Consider the following 15,947-nt stretch of genomic DNA (forward strand, 5'->3'; position numbering starts at 1 on the left):
ACCGCCGCCCGAGCCCGAGAGGACGCACCCGTGGAACTTATCTCCGTCGCCGGCCATCCGGAGCCGGTCCCCGCATCGGCCGCCGCCGAGCGGATGCTGCGCGACCGCCTCGAGACGGCCCGCGAGTCCCGCGGTCAGCAGGCGGCCGACGGGCTCGAGGTGCTGGTCGGCGAGAGGATCGGCGTGCTGCTCGGGGGAGGGATGCCCAGCATCGACGTCGCCACCATGCGCGCGATCGTCGACCACGTGGAGCTGCCGTCCGAGGACGAGGACGAGCCCACCGGGATCAAGGGCGCCTTCCAGGGGTTCAAGGACAAGCTCGCGCAGCGGGGCGGACCGGCGCGGTGAGCGGGCTCGGGAACGGGGCGGCGGGCGCCTCGGGGAACGGAGAGGCGCAGTACGGCTCGCAGCCCACGTCGCCGGACGGTTCGCAGTACGCGTCGGGCGTGCCCGGACCGGAGGACCCGGAGATGCAGGAGCGCGCGCGGCGCGCCTCGAGCACCAGCCCCTACAGCATCTGGGATCTGTTCCTGGTGCCCTGGTCCGCGATCGCCTGGGTGGGCCGCGGGATCTGGTGGCTGATCAAGCTGCCGTTCCGGATGCTGAGCATCTTCGACTGACGGGGCGGAGCGCGGGGTCGGACCTCCGGCTGCTTGCTGCGTGTGCCGATCACTTCCGCCACCAGTGAGACCGCGACAGCCGCGACGATGACGCTCGCGGCGATCAACGGGACGACCACTCGGCGAAGCACGGTCGTAGCCGAGGCGCAGAACCGGTTCACGCCCCCGCCGGAAGCCAGTCCGTCCCGAGCAGCCGCGGCCCCATGCACCAGCCGGAGGTGTGGCCCTCGTGGATCCGGAGGCGCACGATGGGCACATGGCCGATCCGAAGAAGACCTTGACCGCATCGGAGATCAGCGAGGCCGCCCCGGCGGGGTGGACGCTCGACGGTGAGCAGCTCACCGCCCGCTTCGCCACGGGCGACTTCGCCACCGGGCTCGCCCTCGTGGACCGCATCGGCGCCTCGGCAGAGGAGGCGAATCACCACCCGGACATCGTGCTGACGTATCCGGAGGTCACGGTGACGCTGTCCAGCCACGACGTCGGCGGCATCACCTCGCGGGACATCGACCTCGCACGGCTGGCCAGCGGGCACGCGGAGGCGTTGGGTGTCGCGGTGGGCGAGGGGTGACGCAGGCCTTCCTGCCCCGTCGATCGTGAGGCTCGGGACGGACGCAGGGATCGTCGACCGCTGCGGAGACGGCGGATAGCAAGCGGAGAGCACGGGCGTCGGGTGACACAGAGTCCGCCATCGGCACAGCAGGAGATCCGCGCGAATCGGCGGAGGTTCAGAGACCGCTCGCCAGCTGCTCCCAAGTCTCCTCGAGGCCGCGCGCGATCCGGCGGTCGCGAGCCGAGGACTCACGCAGCCACGCGAGAGACGTCGGCCCCATGGCGAGGAGCTGCGAGTAGTTCAGGGCCAGCGGGTTCATGCCGAACAGCACGCCGGTCTTGAGCAGCGTGCCCGACGTCGCGAGGGAGTGGCCCATCAGCAGCATGGAGCGCAACTTGAGCGTCTCGCGCTTGCGCTGCGCCGGGTCGACTCCTCGGGCGAAGCCGTCGAGCAGCCAGTAGGCGTGGATGATCATCTCGACAGTGCCGGGGACGACGCCCATCGAGAAGCAGTGCCGCAGGTCGTAGCCGTGCGTGTACATGAACCGCGCGACGTCGGTCCAGGGCACCTTCACCCCGGACGGGCCGAGCGCGAAGGGCGACGCGACGGTGCCGAGCTGGAGCAGGGAGAACAGGGGAGCGGGCAATCCCGCGGGTGTGTACACGTCCGAGAGCAGATGTCGGATCTGCATCAGGAGCGCGGAGATCAGATCGACCGGGACGCTGCCGGTGGCCACCTGCACGACCTTCCCCGCCTTGTCGACGTACGTGCCCGTGCCGTGCATGATGTCCGCGACGCCGCAGAGGAAACCGAGCAGGGGATCATGCCCGAAGCTCTGCAGTCGGTGCGTCGCGGGCCGCATCCCGTCCACCAGCCCTCCGGTGGCAGCGTTCGTCGCCGCGTCGTACGGGACCTTCGCGGTGGCCTCGAAGCGGCGCAGGAACCGTGCATGGATCGACGCGGCCCGTTGCTTGTCCTGGAGCCAGCCGGTGAGCGGTGAGCCAGTCTGTCCCCGGCCCAGAAAGTGGGTATCGCGCGGGATCCGCACGAGCACGATGTCCAGGAGGGTGGCGATCGCTCCCGCGGCGAGGACGACGCCCCAGTCGCTGCTGCGCCAGGAGACGTCCCCGTGCTCGCGGGAGAAGGCTTCCAGGGAGGAAGCGATCCGGGAATCCGGGAGGACCTGCTGCAGAGGGTCTCGGGAGAGGTCGATGCCGAGACGTTCGAGGTGCGCTTCGGCCCGTCGGGAGAGCTGCTCGACATCCGTCTCACGGATCGTCTCCGGCACCGGGTAGCGCGGGACGGACGGCTCGGTGAAGTCGGGGCCGGTGGGCAGGCGAGTTCGCCGCACGCCCCGTGCCTGGATCCCGAGGGCCGCGAGCCGTGCGCGCACGGCGTCCATCTCCGAGGACGTCTCGCGCAGCGAGCGCGCCACGCTCTCCTCCCGGAGGAGGACGCCCTCGAGATCGACGTCGATCTGATCGAACAGCCCACGCAACCGGCCGAGCGTCACGTCCTGGTAGGCGACCGCGGTGGACGAGTGGGAGAGGGGGCGGCGCGTCATGCGCCGGCCGCCTGCTCCTCGACGGCCGTCTTGCTGGCCTGGAGGTCAGCGAGCGCCATTTGGAACGCCTCGAGGTCGCTGCGGAGGTCGGCAAGGTTCTGCTCGTTGGCCGTGGTGCGCGCGAGCTGCTGTTCCATCCGACGGGCGAGGGCGCCGATGTCGTCGGTCAGGTCGGCGATCGCTCGCTGGTGCTGACCGATCACCTGCTGCATGAGATGTTCGCGACGGGTGTCCCGGCTGCGTTCGTTCGTGCCGAGCACGTATCGGGTGCCCTGGTGGACGAGCACGCCGAGGATCACGACGGTGCCGATCCCCGTCATCATCGAACTCAGCCCCAGGACGCCGCCGAACCCGAGTGCTGCCAGGCCCGACGTGATCCCGGCTGCTCCGAGTCCGGTCACGCTGCCGAAGAGGGAGATAGCCGCGATCGGCGTGCCGAAGGCGGCGGCCTTCGCGGCGATGTCCTTCGTCGCCGTCTCGAACTGGCTGGTGGTGATGCGGCCGGCCAGGAACTCGGATTCCTTCTCGACGAGACGCTCGATGGACGCCACCAGGTGCGGACCCCGCTCATCGAAGACCCTCGTGGCGACCTCGTCGATCACCGCGCGCTCCATGTCGCTGATGTCTCCGTCGGAGAGCGCCAGACTCACCATCTGGTGGACGACAGCGGTGGCGACGGCCTCACGATGCTCTTCGGCGATGTCGTCGAGGAAGGCTCCCGGTGCGTGCCCGGCGTCGAGGGCGTCGTCGCGAGGCGAGGTGCCGACGGGCGTGTGCTGGGCGGCGGCGATGAGCCCGCGGAGCTCGGTGCGTGCCTCGGGGTCCAGATCCATCGTGGTCAGCAACAGGTACAGCGCAGAGATCTCACTGGGATGCAGCGCGCCGTCGGCCTGTGCGAGGGCCACCAGTTCCCGACAGAGGCTCAGCTTCACGTCGGCAGACAGTTCCGACGGCGTGATCTCCGCTCGAAGTGCACGATCCCGGGAGAGCGGAAGCCTCTTCAATGCGTCGGAGGCGGTGGATTGGGCGCTGCCGGCCGCGGTCTTCACGTGAGCGCTCGTCGTGCCGGCCGCCTCGACCAGCCGTGAGCGCGCTGCGCGGGTGGTCGTCGCGAGGCGCGACTGCGCTGCCGCACCCGCGTCGACGGCACGTCGTCGCAGCTTCTCCGTGGACCGGATCGCCCTGGTCGGCGTCTTCTCGATGTCGTTCATGGCTCCCCTTGTTCCCCTGGGGAAAGGATAGTGAGGGAGGGGGACATCCAGGCGCGGTCCTGGCGCCGACCTTGAAGAGGAGTCAGGAGTCCTTGAGCATCCAGACTCGCCGCAGAGGAACGCGCTCCGTGATGCTCTCGGGAAGCTTCTCGTAGTTGCGGAAGAATGCCTCGACGATGTCTGACGAGTTCCAGACCTTCACCCGGAATCGCTGGTGCTTCACCACGTCGCGCGCAGGCTTGGACAAGCCGGCCCATGTAGCGAGCAAGCCATAGTCCGCGCCATGAGTGTGGACCAGACCGTTGAGCTGCGACACCACTTCTGAGCCGATCTGCGGCGTTTTCACCTGAACGATCAGTTTCGGGGACTCGAGCCCGAGCGGGCCGCGCCCCGCGGTGATGTCGATGCCGCCATCTGCACCGGGCGGTGCCTCGTCGGCTTCGAAGCCTTCGGCTCGCAGGAGCTCGGCCACGAGATGGGCGAAGGAGTGCCCGGAGAACTCCTCGGCGATCCGCGACGTGATCTGATCGTGCGCGATGACCTCGATATCGGGCTCGGACTCGGGATCGTCGACGACCTCCGCCTGCCCGATGTTCGAGCGCTCGCTCGGCGGGATCGGGGTAGGTGAGGTGAGACCAATTGAGCCCACGTCCTCGCCCGTCCTGAGCACGTGCTCAAGGCGCGCGGCAGCGTTGTTGCGGCTCGGAGAGAAGATTGTCAGCGCACTGCCCAGGGTATAGAGCAGGTCCTGCTTCATCGCGGATCGCGGCACCTGGCGCTGCCAGTCGACGCGCACCACGTGCTGGTGGTCCGGCTCGTTGCCCGCGATGTACTCGTACGACGAGGTCACTCGTCCCAGAGCTATCTCGCGCGTGGTCTTCATGGGCATCGCCATCAGGTCACCGACGGAGATGCGCCCGCGCAACGCCCAGAGCTGGGATACAGAATTGGTGCGGGCCTTGGAAGAATCCTGCCCGTACGCCTCATCGACAAACACTTGGATGTCTTCGCGCGATGTGGCGCCGGTCAGGTCAGGGACCTCGCGCCATCCGCCACCGGAGCACCCATTCTCAAGTGCCCACTCATCTCGCTCCCCATAGCGCCCTGACCGGATCACCCATGCTGTGCTGACCATGAGCGCACCTTACGTGAGAGCGCCGGCGCCTTGAAGAAATCGACGCTCCGTGCGAGTCACCCCGCCCCGTCCGCCAGGCTCCCCGCCGGCAGCCAGTCCGCCCCGAGCAGCTGTGCGACGTCGGTCAACTGTTCGGTGTCCCCGCCCACGGTGTCCGACGCGGCGGCGATGCGCTCCACCATCACCTTGCTGACCTGCTCCTCGACGGTGTCCTGCGCATAGGCGATGTGCCAGGGCGAGACCTGGTGGTCGCGGTGGGTGCGGCCAGTGACCTGCCGGCCGGCGATGCCCGAGAAGCGGGCCTGGTGGAAGACACCGACGCGCGGCTCCGTGCTGGCCTGCCGACCATCGGGCAGGGTTTCGCCGGCGTGGAGGCTGATCGAGGCGACCGAGGTGAACACGCAGACCTTCGCCTCGCCCCTCTGGAACTTCAGTCGCTCGGCCTCGACGTCGAAACGGTCCCGTCCGAAGATCGTCGCGACCTCCAGTCCAGCATCCTGCAGACGCTCGGTGATCGGGTCGGCCGCGGTGCCCACGAACTCGACCGAGCATGCCACCTGCCGCTCCGCCTCGACCTGCTGGGCGATCCAGGCGACCGTCGAGTCGACGCGGATCAGCCCGGCCTTCTGGCGGAACCTCAGCAGGGCCGCGCGGCCCTTCGCGGTGTTGCGTCCGCGCCGGGCCAGGTCCATCTCGCGGCAGAACTCGCCCCATTCGGCTTCGTACGCCGCGCGCTCGGCCTGCGTGAGCGCCACCGGCATTCCCGAGATCGGCACAGGTCCCCAGGGCGCGGCGCGGTGCAGCATGGCGGGCGGCTGCGCGTCCTCGAGCCAGGTGCGCACCCGCGCAAGATCCTCGGCCCGGCGTGCGGGGTCCGTCGTCCAGGTGGCGCCGTAGCGCCCTCGCTCCAGGCCGATCCCGTGGCGCTCGAGGGCATCGGCGAAGGACGCGTCGATCTTCGAAGCCGAGGTCCACTCCTTCATCGACTCGCCGTGCACCTGCGCGTAGGCAGGAGCGAGATAGGGGAGCTCGAGGGGAGTGTGGCCGGGCGTCGCGGTCGTCGCGATGACGAACGGCACCGCATCGTGTGACTTCGTGTGCCCGGAGATCTTCGCCCAGAGCCTCCAGCGCTTCGTCGTAGTGCGGCGCAGGGCGTGCGCCTCGTCCGCGATGATCACGTCCCACTCGTACTCCGCGACCTTCTCCAGACGGTCCCAGGTGATCACAACCCACTCCAGGCCGCTGTCGCCGAGCGCAGTGATGGTGCGGCACCAGTGGCCGATCGTGATCGCCGCCGGACGGTCCGCCACCACGAGCACGCGCTGAGCGTCGCGCAGAGACCCCACCGCGCTCGCGCCGAGCACCGCGGAGATCGTCTTGCCGACGCCCGGCTCGTCGGCCAGCAGGAACTGCCGGCCACCGGCCGCGGCGCGCTCGGCGATCGCGTCTGCCGCCTCGTACTGGTTCTGCCGGGGCTCGAAGTCCTCGGAGGGTTCGGGGATCGGCGCGAGGGAGTCGGGGTTCAGCGTGTTCTCGAGGAACCGGCCCAGGGTGTGGGGGCCGGGGGCGAAGTGCTCGAGATGCTGGGGGAGGGTGCGGCCGACGTGCAGGTGCATGCGGACGGCGGGGTGCCACGTGGCGCCCTCGATATGGGTGCCGTAGGGGACGTCGAGGACCCAGAGGCGTTCGCCGGGGCCGACGAAGGGCAGGTCCTTCAGTGCGTGGCGCGAGCCGCTCGAGGTGCGACGGCGCGAGGACTTGCGATGGCGAGTGGTGGAGCGACGGGGAGCAAGCACCCGTCGACGATAGCGAGGCGGAGCGAGCTGCGGTTAGGGGCGGGGTGCAGGAGCCATGCGCTTGTACAGGTCGCGAACCAGAGTGAAATCGCCATCGCTGACCGCGAAGTAGAGCAGATGGGTCCCGATGACGTGACGGAGGAACCCCTTTTGCATTTGTTCCACGTGGCGTCCGCGCTCGGGCATCCCAATGACGCCCATAACGGCCGTGTAGCGCACGTGGACGTAGATGTCGACTTTCGCGCAGTGCCAACACCCTTCGGTGTGGTCCCAGATCGTGGAGAGGTCGGGCCGAGCAACGTTACTGATACGCGGAGTGACCATTGTCGCTTGTCGTCTAGGTGCATGTCCACGTCGAGCGGCTCGGCTGGTCCGCTCCCAGCATCGTTGATGAGTGTAGACCGCAGCGTGCGCATTTTAATCTTCTGCTCTTGGGAAGCCAAAGTCCCGCGCGGATCATCTCGTCGAGTTGCGGTGTCGCACGGACCCGAACTCCTCGGAGAGAAGGCGACATACCGCCAGTTCAGATCTATTGTGACCCTTCTTGGTATATTACGAAACAGTGAATAGGTGGCCACAAGGGAAAAGGATTACGAGGTGTGCAAGCGGCACGCGCAGGGAGCCCACAGCGCCCCTGCCCTCGCCGCCGCCCACGTCCGAGGTAGACAGGGGTTTGCGGAGCGGCTCCCCTTTAGAGGCCAAGCAGAGCACTAGCGCGCCAGGGGTTTCCGCGAGCAGGTCGGAGACCTGCAGCGGCACGCAGGAGAAAGTTCCCGCGCTGGGCGAATATGGGGTCGCGGATTCGTGCATATCGCGTACCTACGAATTCCTTTGCGATGTTTGCGCCCAGTCGGTAAGTCAGATCAGGTGTTATCTATCGGTGCAATGTCCCCCTCGACGACAATGGTTTGCGTCACTGGGGTGTTTATGGTGCGGGAGAGGATGTTCACTGCTTCTAACTGGATGGTCAGCTGTTGACCGGTGCCCCTCAGTGCCGAGACGAGGGCGTCTTCGCGCACCAGGACGGCGTGGGGCGCATCCTGGCCGACTGCGGGATCGGTGATGACGAGGGTCCCCGACCCATCAACGCAGTCCAGGCCATCGCCCGACCACCGTGCGTTCAGCAGCTCGAGTGCATCGGCAGTGGGTGGAGCCACGTTTCCGTCGCTCCGGGTGCTCACCATTTCTCCGCCGTCAGAGGGGAGCACGAAGCTGTCCGCGAAGCGGAGTCTTCTACTGCGCGCGGGAGACTGTGTCTCGAAAGCCGCTGAGCGCGGAGACAAGGTGGCGCCGTCGACGCGCAAGACCTCGTGCCGGGTTCGGCCTGGCAGGGGGCGGCCGTCATCTGTGCTCTCGATGGACCAGCGAGAGCGCCCGAGCCGTGGAGTGGGTCGCGACGATGCCGCACGGGGTGGGGTGAGAAACCGAAAACGACCATCGATGACGATCCAAGTGACACCATCTGGCGCGGTCACACGAAGATCGGCGACCGAGCCTGAGGCGGGCATGGAGCGAAGTGCCCACCAGGTGCCCGAGTGCACTGTGTCGTCAGCATGGAGTAGCAGGTCCATTGGTGCCGTTGGGTCGACGTAGAAGTCCCATGCGCCGCCGGGGTGTTCCAGGAGATCGCCCGCCGGGTTCGCGGCAGTGCCAGCTTTGATGGTGCCTTCCCGCATCGAGAACATCCGTGCGCCGGCGCGGTGCTCGGCGTACTGCCGTGCGAGCCATCGACCGAACACTAGCGAACCGATGTGGTCATGTTGGGAATCTGTTTGACCGCCTTTCGCAAGGCATTGGTGGTATCCCCCCGCGATACCGAGCGAGGACAGGATGCGCGATTCGAAGACCATTGCCTTGTAAGGCCCTCGTCCGTCTGCGAACATTCCTCGATCCTCATCGCCGATGAGCGGTCGCAGTCGCAGTGAGCGGCGTCGTTTTAGGGGCGGTAACGATTGGCTGAGGAATTCGTGCATGGGTTGCTCGGATTGAATTACGGTGTGGATCGCGGCTAGTGATCGATAGGACTGCGGACGGGGGGGTGCAATACAGTGCGCGCGAGCAGACACTGCGCATGGTCCGTGCAGCGGCGGATTCCGGCCACCGGGCGGCTACCCCTGCTGCTGCGGTGAATAGTGCGTCGTGCGGGTGATCGTCGTCGACGTCCCGGAGTCGGTGCAGCACGGGCTCGAGCGTCGAAGGGTCACGGTGGAGTATCTCGACTAGGCTGCAGACGGCGAGTTCGGGCAATCCCGTGCCGGATGCGGCGCACCCCATCCAGGCGAGCAGTTCAACGGCTGATTCTGAACCATTTTCGGTGAGGGACTTCCAGCGGTTTGAAACATACCAACCCAGCAGCGATTCGAGGTTCTTCTGATCGAACTGTGACGCCTCGCTGAGACTCTCCAGGGCTTGTGGCCAGAAACGAGCGCGCCGGCGCAAGGGGGTCCCTCGCAAGAACTGGTTCAGCCAGCGAGCGCCTAGCATCTTGCGGTGCGGCAAATCGAGCACCGACCTCACGATGATCTCACTCATCTCGCCGCCGCTGTCGAGCAGTCGTTCTGCGAGCTGTCGTGTCCTGGGGGTGATCTCACCGTCGGCGCGAGAACCGAGAGACAGTGCAAACGCCACATCGCTTTCCTCAGCCGAAATCGACGTTAGCTTGAGATCGGGTAGTTCATGGGCGGGGTTCTCTTTGGGGGCGAGTTCGGCAGCCAAGCTCGACAAGGCGAACCTGCGGTCTTCATCACGCGCCGAGAGAAGGGCGTCGAGCCTGCCCGCCTGGATCGCATGGCGCATCTGCAACATGTCGTTCATCGCGTCCCAGCGGAAGCGCACGGTGTCCCGCGCGGGCGAGTCCAACTCCAGGAAACCGTCGTCTGCGAGCTGCTGGACGATGCGGTCCACACGGTCTGAATGGAGTCGCGTCTCGGCTGACAGCTCGATGATGCTCCGTTCGCCGCCGACCTCCGCAAGATTGTCGATCAGTCGCCGGATCGTTGCCACGGGCACGTCGAGAACTGCAGATGCCTCCGCTGCGAGCAGTTCCACCCAAGCGTCGAACAGGGTTGTGCGGCTGAGCAGGCGATCGGATGCCCCCGGGTCGGCCGTGAGCACGAGGACCGCTACGGAAGCCAGCAGCGGATTGGTGAGCGCAGCGTGCCACCTCGTCCCGGGGCGAGCTTGGAGGGCGAGTTCCACGGATCGAGCCATGGTCACCCGGTCAGGCGACTTGTGGACCAGTTCAGGTAGCGAGTCGTCCGCCATTTCCATACGATCTCTGCGACTCGAGAGGATGAGCCGCAGATTCGGGAAGCGCTGGATCATCTCCTGGAGATGGCGCAGCGCCGCTGCGGGGTCTTCAATAGACGATTCGTTCAGCCCGTCGATGATGATAAAGAGCGGATGATTACTGCGGCGACCGATGGCATCGAGCATTGCTGCTACGGCTGCGGTTTCGGCGTTCTCATTGTCGAGTCCATTACGCCATGGCTGGGAAAGTATCGGTGCGTCCGGTCGAGTGAAATCGCGTCCCCGCAGCAACAGCACCGGCACACCTGCAGCTAATGCACGACGGGTTAGCATCGCGAGCTGAAAGCTCTTACCGGTGCCCCATCGCCCTGTTATTAGGAGCGTGCGAGACAGCACTGCGTCGATCATGCAGTTGATCAACTCCACATCGGCGAGCAAGGCGATCAATGATCTCGCGCACCGTTTGACTTCATCCGCGTATAACCAATTCTGGTAGTCACCAGAAGAGATCTCTGACGCGGCGGCTGTTGCACCCTCAAGAATATCGATCGCGTCATTCAGTGTAGACTGCACATGGTTTTGCAGAGTGCGAACTCGGAGGGCCTCATCCCGAGATGCGACGACAGGTTGGGATGTCAAATGCGAGGCCTCGTGCGTGAGGGTGCGCACGCTCGCCGCCAATTTTTCGCAGAGCGGTTGATCCGAGTGCAGGCACCGGGCTCGCTGTTCGAGCTCGTTGAGCATCACTCCTATCTCCTTGCCCTCCACATAGCGAGGCGCATTAGAGGCTGCGATAAACCGGTCGAGGAATGTTGCGGTCTGCTGGATCGGGAACTCGATCCGTGGTGCGCTATCGCTGCCAAGGCGGGAAAGTATCTGCGATGCCTGCCACTTAGAGTGCCGGTCCACTGCTGCACGCTGCAGTGGGGATTTCGCCGAGATGACAGCGAAATACTCTGGGCGCCGCTCTCGGAGTATTCGGTCGAGATCGTCGGCGAAAAGGACGGTTACCGTGACCTTGCGCTGCTTAGCTGTTGCCGCAGCATGCATCGACCGGATTGCGTCAGTCGCTTTCGAATCATTCCCGGTCTTGCGTCCGGCTGGCGGACCGGTACCACTCGTTCTGCGTGCTGTGGAACACCAGACGTACCGGTTCACGGTGACGTGTTCGGGGCTATCCAGAAATGTCGCAAAAGAGGACTTGATGCTTCTGGTCTCACTCGCGAAGTCGTTGTATGCTTTGCATTGTACCGCGAGATACCCGGACTTAGTCTGCACCTTTGCTTCAATGCCGCCGTCGTGACTTGGGGCCATCAATTCTGGTAGGTCAGCAGGGCATTCGTCGAGATCCGTGGCGATATCTCGGATGATTCCGCCGCAAACCCACTCGAGCTCGGCTGGTTTGAGTCCGTGTGCAATTCCCTCGTGCATGATCCCCCTCGTGACGGCTCGCACCTATCCTAGCCGAGGCGAGCCTTGGGTGTTGCTCAGGTGGAATGCAAATCCTTGGTCGAACGTTATGAAAGTGAGGGATCGCCGCCCCGATGCCTTCGGTTGCCGATCGCCCGGCATCAGCCCCTCTTCGATCAACAGGTGTGGCTAAGACTCCTATAACCTGTTGAAGGGTAACCACGACCCTGACCCGGGGTCATCCCGAAATCCGTGCGTCGTGGCGGCCTGTCTATACCACCCACGACAGCACACTCACCGAGTGCGCCGGTGCCGTGAACCTCCCATCCTCCAGCTCCACCGACCGTTCCCGCAGGGCGACGGTGTCGGGTTCCTCGATCGTGTTCACCGCGAACAGGTCCTCGACCCCGTCGCCGAGGCTGTGCACGGTGACGGGCCCGGCCACGAGCTCGCCCTCGACGCTCAGGGTGGCCTCGACGTCCTGGTCGGCCGAGCGGTTGATGACCGCGAGGTAGCGACGTGAGCCGTCGGCCGACTCCGTGGCGCTGACGTCCAGCAGCGCGACGGAGGTGAGCACGTCGACGCACTGCGCCTCGCCGCCCCAGCCCTGCTCGTGGCGCACGGGCAGGGTCACGGCGGGGCCGGACACCGATGCCCGCAGGGGCCGGGTGCCGAAGTGGTTCAGGTACAGGTCCCACACGTGGAAGGTCGCCGACTTCACCAGGCCTCCCTCGCGCACAGCGAGCAGGGCGTTGGCGTTGACGAGGTTGACGGTGTTCGCCATGGTCACCGGCACGCGGTTGCCGGCGGTGCGGTGGATCGCGTGGAAGACCCCGGCGTAGAACAGTGCGTCGGCGAGCGTCCTGGGGGAGTACCGATTGACCTTCCAGCCGACGTCGGCCGCGACGCCGGGAGCGTCGGCCGGGCCGGAGGTGTCCCGGGGTGCGATGCCGCCGTCGGCGCCGGGCTGCGGCTCGGGCCAGCTGCGCGGCTCGTAGTGGCGCATGTTCCACTCGTCGAAGGCGATCTGCAAGGGGCTGGTGATGCCGTGCCTGTTCGCCGCGGCGGCGACCTTCTGCGAGAAGCCCTGCAGCACCTGCTCCATGTGGATCGCCTGGGCGACGATCGCGTCGAACTCCTCGCGGCTGGGATCCACCAGGTGGAAGCCGGCGCCGTAGGCGTGCACCGAGAACCAGTCGGTGAGCTCGCCGAGCTCGCGCACCACCACGTCCGTCCAGCGGTCGTCGTCGAGCCCCACGCACACGAAGCGGATCGAGCCGTCCACGGCGCGCATGAAGCGGGCGTGCTCGCGGGCGTCGTGCGCGTACTGCTCGGCGCTGCGATGGCCCATCTGCCAGGGACCGTAGACCTCGTTCCCGATGCCCCAGATCGGGACGGGGCGCGGGGAGTCGAGGCCGTCGGCCGAGCGCTGGCGGGTCATCGCGGTGTCGCCGGTGTGGTTGCAGTACTCGACCCAGCGGGCGGCGTCCTCGACGCTGCGGCAGCTGTGGGCGAGGTACGGGGTCGCGCCGGTCGCCTCGCACCAGGCGAGGAACTCCGGGGTGCCGAACCTGTTGGTCTCCTCCGAACCCCAGGCGAGCTCGAGCCGGCGCGGACGCTCGTCCCGCGGCCCGGTGCCGTCCTGCCACCAGTAGGCCGACGTGAAGTTCCCGCCCGGCCAGCGCACCACCGGCATGCCCAGCTCGCGGCAGGCGTCGATCACGTCCTGTCGGCAGCCGTCGAGCGGGCCGTCGCCGGTCACCGAGAGCGGCGAGCCCTCGTCGAAGACGCCGCCCTCGATGTTCCCGAAGAAGGCGGACTCGAGGAAGTGGCCGTAGATCTTGGAGTCGAGGGCGGCGGAGTCGGGGGAGTGGGTGAGAGCGATCTGGGCAGTGGGGGTGACCGTGGTGGTGGGGGTGGAGGGGGAATGCACGGGGTCCTCTCGGATGCGTGGGTGTGTACGACGGCGTGCGAGCGGGCATCGCGTCTCAGGAGACCCGTCATCGGGGCGCATGGAATCCGGCGTCCCTGCCGTGATCACCGATGACGCACGTTCTCCGCGTGCCGCAGGGAAGGCACTGCTCCATCCTGCCCCAGAGCGCATCGCCCCGCAGAGGGAACCACGGAAAGGGCGAGGGATGCGTGGACGCTACCTGCGCACCCGTGGAAACGGCCGACGGCGGAGTCGACGCGCACCCGTGGCACGCCTTTGACCGGCGCGAACTCCGAGGACCATGATCAGTGAGGAACCTTCTCAACGCCGAGCAGAGAGACCCCGAGGTGCCCGCTATGCCGCAGCACGTTCCTGCCTTCGTCTTGGAGCCCGCCGAGGACTCGACCGCCGTCGGCCCTGAGCGACTCCACGCCGACGAGATCGACGTCGCCGCCCCGCACCCCGGCGAGGTGCTGGTCGACGTCGCCGCCTGCGGGGTCTGCCACACGGACCTCCACGTCATGAAGGACGAGGTCGCCTTCCCGACCCCGGCCGTGCTCGGCCACGAGGTCTCCGGCGTGGTGCGGGAAGTGGGCGAAGGCGTCACCCATGTCGCCCCGGGCGACCGCGTGGCCTGCAGCTTCATCATGCCCTGCGGCACCTGCCGGCACTGCGAGAAGGGACTCGAGGACCTCTGCGAGACCTTCTTCCAGCAGAACAGACTGGCCGGCCACCTCTACGACGGCACCACCCGGTACAGTCGCGAGGGCGAGGACGTGGCGATGTACTCCATGGGCGGCCACGCCCGCAGTTGCGTGGTGCCCGGCCGGGCCGTGTTCCCGCTGCCCGACGAGGTGCCGCTGCACGACGCGGCGATTCTGGGCTGCAGCCTGTTCACCGGCTATGGAGCCGTGCGCGGCGTCGCAGACGTGCAGCCCGGGGAGAACGTCGCCGTGGTCGCCACCGGCGGGGTGGGGCTGAGCATCATCCACCTCGCGCGGGCCGCGGGCGCGCAGCGCGTCATCGCCGTCGACATCGACGACGAGAAGCTCGCGCTCGCCGCGGAGCTCGGCGCCACCGACGTCATCAACTCCAGCACCCAAGATGCGGCCGACGAGGTGCGACGACTCCTCGGCCACGGCGTCGACGTCGCCTTCGAGGCCCTCGGCTCCGTGGCCACCGTGTCCCTCGCCGTGGACCTGCTGGACGACGGCGGCCGCGCCGTCCTCGCCGGGATCGCCCCGGCCGGGCAGACCCTCGACGTGGAGATCGCCAAGCTGGTGCGACGCAAGCTGCGGATCCTCGGCTCCTTCGGTGCCCCCGCCTCGACCACGATGCCCGAGGTGATCCGCCTGGCCGCCGAGGGCAACATCGACCTCGAGCGGCTGATCACCGATCGGTTCACGTTCGAGGAGATCGGTGAGGCGTACCGGAAGCTGAACGACCGCGAGATCCGTGGGCGGGGGCTGGTTGTGGTGCGGCCGGAACTCAGGTGACCTCCGCGACTGGAGTCCGAGCAGAACGTGGAGTCGCTCCTGTCGAGCGCCCTTTTTTTTTGGGGGGCGTCCGGTTGTCGGGAGACGTGAAACCTTCATGATTCGTTCGGAACAGAGGAGTTCGCTTCGCCGGGTAGGTGCCGGCGGGGGACCATCACAGACAAGAGAGCGAAGCGATGCGCAGTGGGCGGCGTAGAGGCATCGGCATCTGGCCGTGACCTCAGAGACGTGCCTCGGAACGTGATCACTTCAGCGGATGCAGCGGAGGCTCGGCGACCGGTGAGGACCGTGAAGTCGGATGCAGAGAAGTACCGCAGGATGGTGACGCCGACGATGAGGCCGGCGGCGACCCCAAGCCCGACAGGGAGCTCAGGCCCAAGGCGATCATTGCGATGGAGACGCTGACGAGCGAACCCGCCTGCGCAGGATCACCGTCTACCTCGAGGCGCGGGCCCTCATCTTCGTGAAGCTCGCGGCCCGCGTGGGCGCTGGCGTCGTCGCCGGGGGGGCACTGCAGCGGGATGCCCAGAGTCTCGCCGGTGGCATCGGGCGCGTCCCGCTCCTGAACTCCGAGCAGCCCTGCCCGTGTGGGACGGCAGGAGCAGTTGCAGAATCCAAGCAGCGGCATCTCGGCACGTGGCTCCTCCTATCGTCGCTACGGCTGTCGAGCGGTCGAGCTGTCGCGCGGATCGCGATTGCACGGGCCGCTCGACGGGCCCCCCGATCACTCCCTGGCACAACCGAGCGTGGTGCTTTTTCGCGCCGTATACACGAGGCTCTCCGGGAGAGCGCACGTTCGTCGAGACCGTCGAGCCCCTCGCCGTCAACGTCGAGGGCCTCTATGCACTCAGGAAGTTGACTCCCGTTCTCGCCAGGACGACGAGGGACGCGATGACTTCGGGTGGGCGGCGGAGGCCGGAGTAGCGAGATGGGGATCGCGGCAAGTCCGCCAACTGACGCAAGGATCGGTCGCTTGACAG

The 15,947-nt window shown here is 66.9% G+C and carries 11 protein-coding genes; 4 read left to right on the top strand and 7 right to left on the bottom strand.

The annotated features are described in order from the left end of the window. Positions 1–30 precede the first annotated feature (30 nt). The 3 genes from M4486_RS16530 to M4486_RS16540 all read left to right on the top strand — a co-directional run bounded on the left by M4486_RS16530 (position 31) and on the right by M4486_RS16540 (position 1,191). The gene (locus M4486_RS16530) at positions 31–348 is read left to right on the top strand and encodes a hypothetical protein (protein WP_228357202.1); all 318 of its coding nucleotides are present in this window, start codon (positions 31–33) and stop codon (positions 346–348) included. Then, positions 345–620, top strand: a complete 276-nt coding sequence (locus M4486_RS16535; RefSeq protein ID WP_249478396.1) for a hypothetical protein — start codon at positions 345–347, stop codon at positions 618–620. The genes M4486_RS16530 and M4486_RS16535 overlap by 4 nt, the downstream gene beginning before the upstream one ends. A gap of 256 nt (positions 621–876) precedes the next feature. Beyond that, a complete protein-coding gene (locus tag M4486_RS16540) occupies positions 877–1,191 on the top strand; it encodes a 4a-hydroxytetrahydrobiopterin dehydratase (RefSeq protein ID WP_249478398.1) in 315 nt (104 codons plus the stop codon). Positions 1,192–1,348: 157 nt separating this feature from the next. Here the strand turns inward: M4486_RS16540 and M4486_RS16545 are convergent, their stop codons facing one another. The 7 genes from M4486_RS16545 to M4486_RS16575 form a co-directional block, all read right to left on the bottom strand. Then, positions 1,349–2,737, bottom strand: coding sequence for a hypothetical protein (locus M4486_RS16545; RefSeq protein WP_249478400.1), 1,389 nt, complete (start codon positions 2,735–2,737; stop codon positions 1,349–1,351). Continuing rightward, positions 2,734–3,948 (bottom strand): TerB family tellurite resistance protein, encoded by a 1,215-nt coding sequence (locus M4486_RS16550; protein WP_249478403.1) that lies wholly within the window; start codon positions 3,946–3,948, stop codon positions 2,734–2,736. Before M4486_RS16550 ends, M4486_RS16545 begins: the two co-directional genes overlap by 4 nt. Positions 3,949–4,030: 82 nt before the next feature. Next, the gene (locus tag M4486_RS16555; protein WP_249478407.1) at positions 4,031–5,083 is read right to left on the bottom strand and encodes a restriction endonuclease; all 1,053 of its coding nucleotides are present in this window, start codon (positions 5,081–5,083) and stop codon (positions 4,031–4,033) included. A 56-nt stretch (positions 5,084–5,139) separates the two neighbouring features. Further along, positions 5,140–6,879, bottom strand: coding sequence for a DEAD/DEAH box helicase (locus M4486_RS16560; protein ID WP_249478409.1), 1,740 nt, complete (start codon positions 6,877–6,879; stop codon positions 5,140–5,142). A gap of 863 nt (positions 6,880–7,742) precedes the next feature. Next, positions 7,743–8,762, bottom strand: a complete 1,020-nt coding sequence (locus tag M4486_RS16565) for a hypothetical protein (protein WP_249478410.1) — start codon at positions 8,760–8,762, stop codon at positions 7,743–7,745. A gap of 10 nt (positions 8,763–8,772) precedes the next feature. Beyond that, on the bottom strand, positions 8,773–11,559 hold the full coding sequence (locus tag M4486_RS16570; protein WP_249478412.1) for an ATP-binding protein: 2,787 nt from the start codon (positions 11,557–11,559) through the stop codon (positions 8,773–8,775). 250 nt (positions 11,560–11,809) lie between these two features. After that, entirely contained in the window at positions 11,810–13,471 is a 1,662-nt protein-coding gene (locus tag M4486_RS16575; protein ID WP_249478414.1) for an alpha-L-arabinofuranosidase C-terminal domain-containing protein, read from the bottom strand. A 356-nt stretch (positions 13,472–13,827) separates the two neighbouring features. Between M4486_RS16575 and M4486_RS16580 the strand changes: the two genes are divergently transcribed. After that, positions 13,828–14,967, top strand: a complete 1,140-nt coding sequence (locus M4486_RS16580) for a zinc-binding dehydrogenase (protein ID WP_249478416.1) — start codon at positions 13,828–13,830, stop codon at positions 14,965–14,967. The last annotated feature ends 980 nt before the right edge of the window (positions 14,968–15,947 follow it).

The sequence above is a fragment of the Brachybacterium kimchii genome (genome assembly GCF_023373525.1).
Lineage (GTDB): Bacteria > Actinomycetota > Actinomycetes > Actinomycetales > Dermabacteraceae > Brachybacterium > Brachybacterium kimchii.